Annotated in this window: 8 protein-coding genes, 1 tRNA gene and 1 pseudogene; 6 read left to right on the forward strand and 4 right to left on the reverse strand. The window is 73.6% G+C overall.

Features of this window, described 5'->3' with window-relative positions:
- Positions 1-519, reverse strand: a pseudogene (locus C6N75_RS21255) (SCO7613 C-terminal domain-containing membrane protein); the annotation flags it as partial.
- Between the two features lie 77 nt (positions 520-596).
- Here C6N75_RS21255 and C6N75_RS21260 point away from each other — a divergent pair.
- Both C6N75_RS21260 and C6N75_RS21265 read left to right on the forward strand, forming a co-directional pair.
- A complete protein-coding gene (locus C6N75_RS21260; RefSeq protein ID WP_105870508.1) occupies positions 597-1,046 on the forward strand; it encodes an SRPBCC family protein in 450 nt (149 codons plus the stop codon).
- A gap of 39 nt (positions 1,047-1,085) precedes the next feature.
- A tRNA-Val gene (locus tag C6N75_RS21265) sits at positions 1,086-1,157 on the forward strand.
- 64 nt (positions 1,158-1,221) lie between these two features.
- Here C6N75_RS21265 and C6N75_RS21270 read toward each other — a convergent pair.
- Complete coding sequence (locus C6N75_RS21270) at positions 1,222-1,950, reverse strand: 3'-5' exonuclease (RefSeq protein WP_105870509.1); 729 nt, start codon at positions 1,948-1,950, stop codon at positions 1,222-1,224.
- Between the two features lie 175 nt (positions 1,951-2,125).
- Here C6N75_RS21270 and C6N75_RS21275 point away from each other — a divergent pair, with 175 nt between their 5' ends.
- The 4 genes from C6N75_RS21275 to C6N75_RS21290 all read left to right on the forward strand — a co-directional run bounded on the left by C6N75_RS21275 (position 2,126) and on the right by C6N75_RS21290 (position 6,629).
- Positions 2,126-2,698 carry a DUF4365 domain-containing protein gene (locus C6N75_RS21275; protein WP_105870510.1) on the forward strand — a complete coding sequence of 191 codons (573 nt, stop codon included), beginning with the start codon at positions 2,126-2,128 and terminating at the stop codon, positions 2,696-2,698.
- On the forward strand, positions 2,695-3,888 hold the full coding sequence (locus tag C6N75_RS21280) for a hypothetical protein (RefSeq protein WP_258177524.1): 1,194 nt from the start codon (positions 2,695-2,697) through the stop codon (positions 3,886-3,888). Before C6N75_RS21275 ends, C6N75_RS21280 begins: the two co-directional genes overlap by 4 nt.
- Before the next feature lie 114 nt (positions 3,889-4,002).
- Positions 4,003-5,979 (forward strand): threonine--tRNA ligase, encoded by a 1,977-nt coding sequence (gene thrS / locus C6N75_RS21285; RefSeq protein WP_105870511.1) that lies wholly within the window; start codon positions 4,003-4,005, stop codon positions 5,977-5,979.
- Positions 5,980-6,059: 80 nt separating this feature from the next.
- The gene (locus C6N75_RS21290; RefSeq protein ID WP_105870512.1) at positions 6,060-6,629 is read left to right on the forward strand and encodes an HIT family protein; all 570 of its coding nucleotides are present in this window, start codon (positions 6,060-6,062) and stop codon (positions 6,627-6,629) included.
- Positions 6,630-6,673: 44 nt separating this feature from the next.
- Here the strand turns inward: C6N75_RS21290 and C6N75_RS21295 are convergent, their stop codons facing one another.
- The gene (locus C6N75_RS21295; RefSeq protein WP_181160560.1) at positions 6,674-8,311 is read right to left on the reverse strand and encodes a hypothetical protein; all 1,638 of its coding nucleotides are present in this window, start codon (positions 8,309-8,311) and stop codon (positions 6,674-6,676) included.
- Positions 8,312-8,534: 223 nt separating this feature from the next.
- Positions 8,535-10,745 carry an elongation factor G-like protein EF-G2 gene (locus tag C6N75_RS21300; protein ID WP_105870514.1) on the reverse strand — a complete coding sequence of 737 codons (2,211 nt, stop codon included), beginning with the start codon at positions 10,743-10,745 and terminating at the stop codon, positions 8,535-8,537.
- Positions 10,746-10,836: the final 91 nt, after the last annotated feature.

Raw genomic sequence — 10,836 nt, forward strand, 5'->3', positions numbered from 1 at the left:
CGCCCACACCCGCCCCAGCCCCGCCGTACCCCCGGCCGCGTACCAGGCGCCCAGCTCCGCGCCCGCCACCAGCGGCAGCACGAAGACATCCAGCACCGTCAGCACCAGCCCCACCGCCGCCAGCGCCTCCGCCGTCGCACCCAGACCGCGGCGCAGCAGCAGCGCGGGCGCCGCCAGCGCCGCCACCGTCACTAGGGTCAGCACCGCCGACAGGCCGCCCGCCCCCAGCCGGTCCCAGCCGACCACCGCGAACGCGATCGCCGCCACCGCCAGCAGCGTCCCGCCCAGCGTCAGCAGCACATCGCGCACCCCGCGCCGGGACGCCTCCCCGCCGGCCGGAGCGCCGGCGGCCGGCGCGGGCCGGCCCGCGGCCCCGTACGAGGTGCGCAGCACCCCGAGCAACCAGGCCCGCCGGGCCAGCAGTTGCGAGCGCCGGGTGTCCAGCCAGGCCAGCTCCCGGTCCAGCAGGTCCAGCTCCTCACGCGGAGGCAGCGAACGGTACGAGGGTGCGGAGTCCATGTCGGGCAGTCTCCGGCGGCCGCCCGCGCGGGGCCTGAGTACCGGTACTCAACCCCGTACCGGCACACTGCTCGTCCATGGACCGGCACCACTACCGCTTCGCCGCCCTGTGGCGGCTGCCCGCCCCGCCCGACACCGTCTACGCCGCCCTCGCCCGGGTCGAGGACTACCCCCTGTGGTGGCCCCAGGTCCGACGGGTCGTCCGGCTCGACGCCCGCACCGGCGCCGCCGACATCCGCTCGGCCCTGCCCTACACGCTCCGGATCACCCTCACCGAACGCCGCCGCGACCCGGCCGCCCGCGTGCTGGAGAGCGCCCTCGGCGGGGACATGGACGGACACGCCCGCTGGACCGTCGTCACCGACGGCGCCGGCGGCAGCCTCGCCCGCTACGAACAGGAGGTCACCGCCCGCCGCCCCCTGCTGCGCCGCCTCGCCCTGCCCGCCCGGCCCCTGCTGCGCGCCAACCACGCCTGGATGATGCGGGCCGGCCGGCACGGGCTGGCCGCCCGGCTGGAAGCGGTTTGAAGGAGGACCGCCGGGACCTGTATGGTTCAGTGCGTTCCCGGGCGATTAGCTCAGCGGGAGAGCGCTTCGTTCACACCGAAGAGGTCACTGGTTCGATCCCAGTATCGCCCACCGAAGAAGGCCGGTCCGTCATCACGAGGACCGGCCTTCGGCGTTCCCGCCGGCCGGGCCCGGCTCAGGCCGCCGCGGCCGGCAGCTCCGGGCGCAGCGGCCAGGACGGATCCACCGTCTCCGGCGCGCCGTTGCGCGTGAACCACGCTTGCAGGCCCCGGGCCTGGGCCGCGTGCCACGCCGCCTGAAGCGTGTGCAGCTCACCCGGCGACAGCCGCTCCAGCCGGGCCGCGAACCGCCGCCCCACCGCGCGCACCACCTCCATCGCCGCCAGCGCGTCGGCCGCCGCGTCATGCGCACCGGCCAGCTCCACCTCGTACAGCGCGCACAGGTCCGTCAGCGTCCGCCGCCCCTTGCGGTACCGGTCCAGATGGCGGTCCAGCACCCGCGGGTCCAGCACGCACAGCGGCGCCCCGTCCAGATAACGGGCCAGCGACGACGCCCGGTGCCGCCGCAACTCCCGGTCCAGCAGCGTCAGATCGAACGGCGCGTTCATCACCACCAGCGGACGCCCCACCGCGCACTGCGACGCCAGCGTCCGGGCTATCTCCTCCACCACCGGCGAGGGCCACCGCCCGTTGCGCTGGAGATGGTCCTCCGTCAGACCGTGCACGGCGGTGGCCTCCGCCGGCACCGGTATCCCCGGATTCACCAGCCAGCGCGTCGTGCGCACCCGCCCGCCCGCCGCGTCCTGCACCACCACCGCCGCCGACACGATCCGGTCGTGCTCGACGTCCACACCCGTGGTCTCCGTGTCGAATGCGGCCAGGGGGCCGTCAAACCAGAGCGTCATACCCCGAACTCCTCGCTCCCATCCGGCAGATGGCCTGATCCCCCTGCCCGGTTCGGTGATACCCGGGCTGTTTGCGGCATACGCCAGGCGGCGACAACACAGGTGAGAAACACGGCCCGGGACCTTGACAGCTCCCGGCCGGACACACCGTCACCCCCGGGAAGGCGCGCGAGCCATGGCGCTCATACGGCCCGAACAGGCCGAAACCCCCCTCGCCGGCGACCCGTCGGCACCTGTACGCGGCTCACTGGCCACCACCGCCTGCATGGAGACCCTCCAGGTCGGCTACCTCCACGCCGTCGCCGCCGCGGCCGGCTGCTCGCTGTCCCAGCCCTTCCCCGACAACGGCATCGACTGGCACGTCAGCCACGGCTCGCCCGCGCACACCGTCGACGACGAGGTCACCGTCAAGGTGCAGCTCAAGTGCACCTACCAGCTCCCGCCCCGACCCGGCGGCGACACCTTCCCGTTCACCCTGGACAACGACCACCTGGTGAAACTGGCCCGCACCCCCGTCGCCGTACCCAAGATCCTCGTCGTCATGATCGCGCCGCGCACCCGCGAGGACTGGCTGCGCGCCGGCCACGACGCCCTCGCCCTGCGGCACTGCTGCTACTGGACCGACCTCGCCGGCCACCCGGTCACCGGCCGGCGCCGCACCACCGTCCGCATCCCCACCCACCGGATCTTCGACGACCGGGCCCTGTGCGAGATCATGACCCGCGTCGGGGCAGGAGGAAGACCGTGACGCACCGCCCGCCCGGCGAACCCGCACCCGCGGACCGCGGCGACCTCGACCCCGCCGCCGTCGACCCCCGCGTCCTCGGCGCCCTCCTCGGCCGGCACGGGTGGCGCCGCCGCGGCGGCCCCGCCGGACAGTACGGCCGCTGGACGCCTCCCGCACCCGGCGCCGGACCCGCCAGCCTCCTCGTCCCCGAGAACCGCGCCTTCCCCGACTGCGCCGACCGCCTCGACGAGGCCCTCACCGCCCTCGCCCGCAGCGCCGCACCCGCCGCCCGCGAGGTGCTCGCCGCCCTCGCCGTCCCCAGCGACGAGATCCGCTGGTGGCGCGACACCCCCCAGGGCCCCCTCGGCGCCACCCCGTGGACCGAACAGGAACGCCTGCGCTCCGCCGCCCGCCAGGTGCTCTTCGCCGCCGCCCTCGCCACCCGGGCCCACGCCGGCTACCACGGCAGCCGTCACCGCCGGCACGCCCAGGCCGCCCTGACCGGCGTCCTCCTCGGCACCGGACCCGCCGGCAGCGGCGACCAGGGCGGACTCACCGCCTTCGTCCCCGCCGACACCGGCCGGGCCGTCACCGTCCGCCTCCACCACGCCCTGCACGCCGCCCGCGAGGCCGTCGACTACCGGCGCACCACCGGTTCGCCGGACGCCTTCGACACCGCGGTGCGCGCCGGGGTCAGCCGCGAACTCACCGAAGCGCTGGTCTCCCTGGTCCGCGGCACCGAGGGCGCCCGGATCGCCCTCCAGTGGGCGCCCGCCGCCGGCGTCCCCCAGGGCTGCGCCGCCCGGCCCGAACCGGTCGAGTTCTCACCCGGCGACCTGCCCGCGCTGCGCGAGGCGGCCGCCCGCTACCTCCAGGGCGAGCCCTCCGTGCCGGTGAGGATCACCGGCACGGTCGTGCGGATGCGGCGCTCCGGACCGCGCGGCGCCGGCACCGTACGCCTGCGGGTGCTGGCCGGCGCGGACGTGCCGCACATCCGGGTCGCGCTGGACGAGGAGGCCTACCGCACCGCCGGCCAGGCCCATCTGGCCGGACTCCCGGTCCGGGTCGCCGGCCGGCTGGAGAGCCGCGGCGGCTTCCGCCGGCTGACCGGCGCCACCGGCCTGGCCGCCGTCGAGGTGGACGACGCCGAACGCGACCGGCTGATGAAGGCCCCCGAGGAGGGCCCCGACTACCTGGCGGAGGGCGGCTGAGGTCGGGCTCCCTCGAGAAAAGGCGTTTCGCGGGGCCCCGGGGCGGCTGGCTAACATGGCCTACCGCGCGGCCATGGCCATGGCCGCCCCGTGTTCAGCAGTCAGGAGAGACCGGTGTCAGACGTCCGTGTGATCATCCAACGCGATTCCGAGCGGGAAGAGCGCGTGGTGACGACGGGCACTACCGCCGCCGACCTCTTCCCCGGCGAGCGCACCGTGGTCGCCGCCCGGATCGCGGGCGAGCTGAAGGACCTCGCGTACCAGGTCGCCGACGGCGAGACCGTCGAGCCGGTCGAGATCTCCTCCGAGGACGGCCTGAACATCCTGCGCCACTCCACCGCGCACGTCATGGCGCAGGCCGTGCAGGAGCTGTTCCCCGAGGCCAAGCTGGGCATCGGCCCGCCGGTGCGGGACGGCTTCTACTACGACTTCGACGTGGAGCGCCCCTTCACCCCCGACGACCTCAAGGCCGTCGAGAAGAAGATGCAGGAGATCCAGAAGCGCGGCCAGCGCTTCTCCCGCCGGGTCGTCAGCGACGAGGCCGCCCGCGAGGAGCTGGCCGACGAGCCCTACAAGCTGGAGCTGATCGGGCTCAAGGGCTCCGCCTCCAGCGAGGACGGCGCGGACGTCGAGGTGGGCGGCGGCGAGCTGACCATCTACGACAACCTCGACGCCAAGACCGGCGAGCTGTGCTGGAAGGACCTCTGCCGCGGCCCGCACCTGCCCACCACCCGCAACATCCCGGCGTTCAAGCTGATGCGCAACGCCGCCGCCTACTGGCGCGGCAGCGAGAAGAACCCGATGCTCCAGCGCATCTACGGGACCGCCTGGCCGTCCAAGGACGAGCTGAAGGCGCACCTGGACTTCCTCGCCGAGGCCGAGAAGCGCGACCACCGCAAGCTCGGCGCGGAGCTGGACCTGTTCTCCATCCCGGAGCAGATCGGCTCCGGCCTCGCCGTCTTCCACCCCAAGGGCGGCATCATCCGCCGGGTCATGGAGGACTACTCGCGCCGCCGGCACGAGGAGGAGGGGTACGAGTTCGTCTACACCCCGCACGCCACCAAGGGGAAGCTGTTCGAGACCTCCGGGCACCTGGACTGGTACGCCGACGGCATGTACCCGCCCATGCAGCTCGACGAGGGCGTCGACTACTACCTCAAGCCCATGAACTGCCCGATGCACAACCTCGTCTTCGACGCGCGCGGCCGCTCCTACCGCGAGCTGCCGCTGCGCCTGTTCGAGTTCGGGACGGTGTACCGGTACGAGAAGTCCGGCGTCGTGCACGGACTGACCCGGGCCCGCGGCTTCACCCAGGACGACGCGCACATCTACTGCACCAAGGAGCAGATGGCGGAGGAGCTGGACCGCACCCTCACCTTCGTGCTCAACCTGCTGCGCGACTACGGCCTGAACGACTTCTACCTGGAGCTGTCCACCAAGGACCCGGAGAAGTTCGTCGGCAGCGACGAGGTCTGGGAGGAGGCCACCGAGACCCTGCGGGCGGTGGCCGAGAAGCAGGGCCTGGAACTGGTCGCCGACCCGGGCGGCGCGGCCTTCTACGGGCCGAAGATCTCGGTGCAGGCGCGCGACGCCATCGGCCGGACCTGGCAGATGTCCACCGTGCAGCTCGACTTCAACCTCCCGGCCCGCTTCGACCTGGAGTACACCGCGGCCGACGGCTCCAAGCAGCAGCCGGTGATGATCCACCGCGCCCTGTTCGGCTCCATCGAGCGGTTCTTCGCCGTGCTCCTGGAGCACTACGCGGGTGCCATGCCGCCCTGGCTGGCCCCGGTCCAGGCGGTCGGCATCCCGGTCGGCGACGCGCACGTGGACTACCTGCGCGAGTTCGCCGCCGAGGCCCGGCGCAAGGGCCTGCGGGTCGAGGTGGACGCCTCCTCGGACCGGATGCAGAAGAAGATCCGCAACCAGCAGAAGCAGAAGGTCCCGTTCATGATCATCGTCGGCGACGACGACATGAGCGGCGGCACGGTGTCCTTCCGCTACCGCGACGGCTCGCAGGAGAACGGCGTCCCGCGCGACCAGGCGCTGCGGAAGCTGGTCGACGTGGTGGAGAGCCGCGCCCAGGTCTGACCGCGGCGCGTGCCGGCAGGCGAGGGGCGGCCCTGTCCGAGGGGCCGCCCCTCCGCCGCGTGCGCGCCGGACCGGCGCATATGCTGGCTCGCATGACGACTGAGCCGGAGCAGCAGATCGGAGTCGGGTCGCCCGACGCGTTCCAGCGACTGTGGACGCCGCACCGCATGGCGTACATCCAGGGCGAGAACAAGCCCAGCGGTCCCGGCGCGGACGACGGCTGCCCCTTCTGCTCGCTGCCCGCCAAGTCCGACGAGGACGGCCTGATCATCGCGCGCGGTGAGCGGGTGTACGCGGTGCTCAACCTCTACCCGTACAACGGCGGGCACCTGATGGTCGTCCCGTTCCGGCACGTGGCCGACTACACCGAGCTGGACGACGCCGAGACCGCCGAACTGGCGCTGTTCACCAAGCAGGCGATGACCGCGCTGCGGGCCGCGTCCGGGGCGCACGGCTTCAACATCGGCATGAACCAGGGCGGGGCGGCCGGCGCCGGGATCGCCGCGCACCTGCACCAGCACGTGGTGCCGCGCTGGGGCGGGGACACCAACTTCATGCCGGTGATCGGCCACACCAAGGTGCTGCCGCAGCTGCTCGGCGACACCCGGGCGATGCTGGCCGCCGTCTGGCCGGACGCGGCCGCCTCCTGAGCACCGCCGCGTCCGGGCCCCCCGTCGCGGCGGGGGGCCCGGACTCACGCGTCGTAGTTGTCGGCCTTCTTCGGGGCCGCGTCCTGCACCGCCCCGCTGAGCACCATGGAGCGGTTGGTGAAGCGCTGGGTGTCCACCTCGTGCTCCTCCAGGAACTTGATGGTCGCCGCGTGCACGGCGCGCATCACCGGGGTGGCCGCGCGGATCGCGTCGTCCGCCATGAACCGGTGCCGCCAGGGCTGCTCGGCCCAGGCGTGCCGCAGTCCGAACGGCTCGGGCAGCACCAGCCTGCCGCCCAGGTGGTCGAGCACCGGGGGGAACCAGGTCAACGGGGCCCGCACGGCCAGGCGCACCACCTCGTCGGTGTCCACCAGCGGCAGCGGGACGTCCTTGGTCTCCCAGAAGCGGACCGACTTGGACACCGTCTTGCTCTTGGGCGCGGGCGGGGTGGTGAACAGCGGGTGCACCGGGCCGAGGGCGTGTCCGGTGACCTCGATGCGCAGGGTGTGCAGCAGGGCGGTGACGGTCACCATCATGGTCAGCACCAGTTGCCCGTCCCAGAGCGTGAACTGCACGCCGAGGTAGTGGCGGTTGCCCTTGCCGAACTGGTTCTCGTTGCACACGCGCTGTATCTCGTGCGGCTTGACCTGGTAGGCGACGATGTCCTCGCCGTCCGGGCGGGCGACGGCGCCCGCGCCCTCGCCGACGGGGGAGACGATCCAGTGGTTGACCGACGGGGTCGGGAAGCCGGTCTTCAGGGTGCCGCGCTCCAGCAGCTTCAACTGGTCGTGGATCGGCCGGATCACGTCCCAGCTCCGGAAGGCGTGGATCTCCTTGCCCGCGTGCGGGACCAGCTCCTCGGCGAGGTGCCAGCTTCCCCAGCGGGTGCCCATGCCCAGTATCCCCTTGGGGCCGGCGTAGAAGACGACGTTGGAGCGCTGCTCGGCGGTCAGCTTCTCCAGCGACTGGCGCAGCTCCTCGGCCGCCGTCTGGTCAGGGGCGTGCGGCACGGCCTCGGGGATCTTCGCGGCCACCCCGCCGCCGGCCAGCAGCCCGGCCCAGCGGTCCTTCAGGTCGCGGGCGGTGGCCTCGCAGACCCGCTTGGCCAGGAACCAGCCGACCACCGGGGCGATCAGCATGACCCGCAGATAGAGCCCGGGCAGGCCGGTGAACGGCAGCTTCCACAGGAACAGCACGATCAGGATGCCGACGCCGGCCAGCAGCGCGGTGCCCATCGCGCCGGCCGTGCCGGTGCGGCCGGCCAGCCCGCGCCGCAGGTAGAAGACGGCCAGCCAGACCAGCATGCCGGGCAGGAACAGCACCCCGAAGAGCACGGTGATCCCGGTGAGCAGGGTGTCGCGCCGCTTGCGGATGTTGGTCGCGGCCAGGCAGTGCTCCACGATCGGCTGCGGCTCGGTGCCGAAGGACTGGATCAGCGGGGCCCGCGCCCCGCCCAGCATCCGCACCTGCACGGCCCGGGAGTACGCCTCGCCGAGGTTGGGCCGGAACAGCTTGGCGAAGCGGCCCGGCCTGACCTCCGACTTGTGCTGCTCGTTGTTCGCCTTGAGGATCTCCTCGACCGGCACGTCCCGGTACGCGGCCGAGGCCAGCGCGTTCATCGCCACGGTCTGCCCGCCGGCGCCCTGTAGGGGTACCTGCGCCCCGGGACCGTAACCGTCCATCGCCACCTGCCGCCCCCATCACCGCGTCCGCCTATGGCGCGCGTGCCGTCGCCGGCGTCCGCGCGGCCCGAGTCCCGCCAGGCGCCCGCCTCCCGCGGCGTCCTTCCGGCCGAGGAGCGGCGCGCACCTGCCGGGCAGGGCACTACAGCCTATCGGGGACACACCTGCCCGGGGGCGGGACGGCGTAAAGCCGCCGTCCCGCCCCGGTCCGGGTGAGCGGCCGTCAGGCTCCGGCCGCCTCGCGGAGTTTGCCGGCGATCTGCGGCGGCATCGGCTCGTGGCGGGCGTAGGCGCGGTCGAAGCGGCCGGTGCCGTGCGACAGGGAGCGCAGCTCGACCGCGTACCGGCCGATCTCGATCTCCGGTACGTCGGCCCGCACCAGGGTCCGGCCGCCGGCGGCCTGCTCGGTGCCGACCACCCGGCCGCGCCGGCCGGACAGGTCGCTCAGCACCGTGCCCACGTACTCGTCCGGCACCAGTACGGACACCGCGGCGACCGGTTCCAGCAGGTCGATGCGGGTGTCGGCGGCCGCCTCGCGCAGCGCCAGCGCGCCGGCGGTCTGGAACGCGGCGTCGGAGGAGTCCACCGAGTGCGCCTTGCCGTCCAGCAGGGTCACCCGGACGTCCACCAGCGGATAGCCGGACAGCAGCCCGCGGGCCGCCTGGGCGCGGACGCCCTTCTCCACCGACGGGATGAACTGGCGGGGCACCGCGCCGCCCACCACCTTGTCCACGAACTCGATGCCCGAGCCCGGCGGCAGCGGCTCCACCTCGATCTCGCAGATCGCGAACTGGCCGTGCCCGCCGGACTGCTTGACGTGCCGGCCGCGCCCGCCGGCCCGGTTGCCGAAGGTCTCCCGCAGCGACACCTTGTGCGGCACCACGTCCACTTGCACCCCGTAGCGGCTGCGCAGCCGCTCCAGCGCCACGTCCCGGTGCGCCTCGCCCAGGCACCACAGCACCACCTGGTGGGTGTCCTGGTTCTGCTCCAGCCTCATCGTGGGGTCCTCGGCGACCAGCCGGGACAGGCCCTGGGACAGCTTGTCCTCGTCGGCCTTGCCGTGCGCCCGGACGGCCAGCGGCAGCAGCGGGTCGGGCATGTGCCAGGGCTCCATCAGCAGCGGGTCGTCCTTGGCGGACAGGGTGTCACCGGTCTCGGCGCGGGACAGCTTCGCCACACAGGCGATGTCGCCGGCGACGCAGGCGTCGAGCTGCCGCTGCTGCCTGCCGAAGGGGGCCGACAGCGCCCCCACCCGCTCGTCCGCCTCGTGGAGGTCCTGGACCTCGTGGCCGCGGTCGGCCAGCCCGTGGCCGGAGACGTGCACCGTCTCGTCGGGCCGCAGGGTGCCGGAGAACACCCGTACGAGGGACATCCGGCCGACGTACGGGTCGGAGGAGGTCTTCACCACCTCGGCGACCAGCGGCCCGTCCGGGTCGCAGACGACGGCCGGGCGGGGCTGCCCCTCGGGGGTGGTGACCGCCGGCGTCCGACGTTCCAGCGGCGTCGGGAAACCCCGGGTGACCAGGTCGAGCAGCTCCACCGTGCCCAGCCCCTGCTTCCCGCCGGGCGCGGCCGGGGCGGCCGCCAGCACCGGGTGGAAACTCCCGCGGGCGACGGCCTTCTCCAGGTCCGCGACCAGGGTGGCGAGGTCGATCTCCTCGCCGCCCAGATAGCGGTCCATCAGCGTCTCGTCCTCGCTCTCGGCGATGATCCCCTCGATCAGCCGGTCCCGGGCGGCTGCGATCAGCGGGCGCTGGGCCTCGTCCGGCGGCAGCTCGACCCGCTCCCCGGACCCGTAGTCGAAGATCCGCTCGGTGAGCAGCCCGACCAGTCCGGTGGCCGGGGCGTGCCCGTCCGGCTGCTGGGCGCCGAGCACCGGCACGTACAGGGGCAGGACGGCGTCCGGGTCGTCGCCGCCGAAGATCCGGGCCAGTACGGCGGTCAGCCCGTCGAAGTCGACCCGGGCGGTGTCCAGGTGGGTGACCACGATCGCCCGGGGCATGCCGACGGCCGCGCACTCCTCCCACACCGCGCGGCAGGAGCCGGCGACCGCGTCGGCCTCCTGGGCGGCGGAGACGACGAAGAGGGCCGCGTCCGCGGCGCGCAGACCGGCCCGCAGCTCCCCGACGAAGTCGGCGTACCCCGGGGTGTCCAGCAGGTTGATCTTGCAGCCGTCCCACTCCAGCGGGACGAGCGAGAGCTGTACGGAACGCTGCCGGCGGTGCTCGATCTCGTCGTAGTCGGAGACCGTGCCGCCGTCCTCGACCCGGCCGGCCCGCTTGACCGCGCCGGCGGTCAGCGCCATGGCCTCCACCAGGGTCGTCTTGCCCGATCCGCTGTGGCCGACCAGCACCACGTTCCGTACCGAGGAGGGCTGGCCGGCCGTCATCGCCCTGCCGGCGGCCCCGGGATGTGCGTTCGCCTTGTCGCCCATGGTGTTCCTCCTGATCGCGGGTGCACCGGCTGCGGGGGCGGGCGCACGGGGGAGGTGTGAAGGGGCGCGGGCGCGGGGGAGCGCATCCGGG

The organism is Streptomyces solincola, from assembly GCF_002982015.1.
Lineage (GTDB): Bacteria > Actinomycetota > Actinomycetes > Streptomycetales > Streptomycetaceae > Streptomyces > Streptomyces solincola.

Excerpts from the sequence above, each read along its gene's own strand:
- C6N75_RS21260 (WP_105870508.1), top strand. The coding sequence starts at position 597 with ATGGACCGGCACCACTACCGCTTCGCCGCCCTGTGGCGGCTGCCCGCC.
- C6N75_RS21270 (WP_105870509.1), bottom strand. The coding sequence starts at position 1,950 with ATGACGCTCTGGTTTGACGGCCCCCTGGCCGCATTCGACACGGAGACC.
- C6N75_RS21275 (WP_105870510.1), top strand. The coding sequence starts at position 2,126 with ATGGCGCTCATACGGCCCGAACAGGCCGAAACCCCCCTCGCCGGCGAC.
- C6N75_RS21290 (WP_105870512.1), top strand. The coding sequence starts at position 6,060 with ATGCTGGCTCGCATGACGACTGAGCCGGAGCAGCAGATCGGAGTCGGG.
- C6N75_RS21295 (WP_181160560.1), bottom strand. The coding sequence starts at position 8,311 with ATGGACGGTTACGGTCCCGGGGCGCAGGTACCCCTACAGGGCGCCGGC.
- C6N75_RS21300 (WP_105870514.1), bottom strand. The coding sequence starts at position 10,745 with ATGGGCGACAAGGCGAACGCACATCCCGGGGCCGCCGGCAGGGCGATG.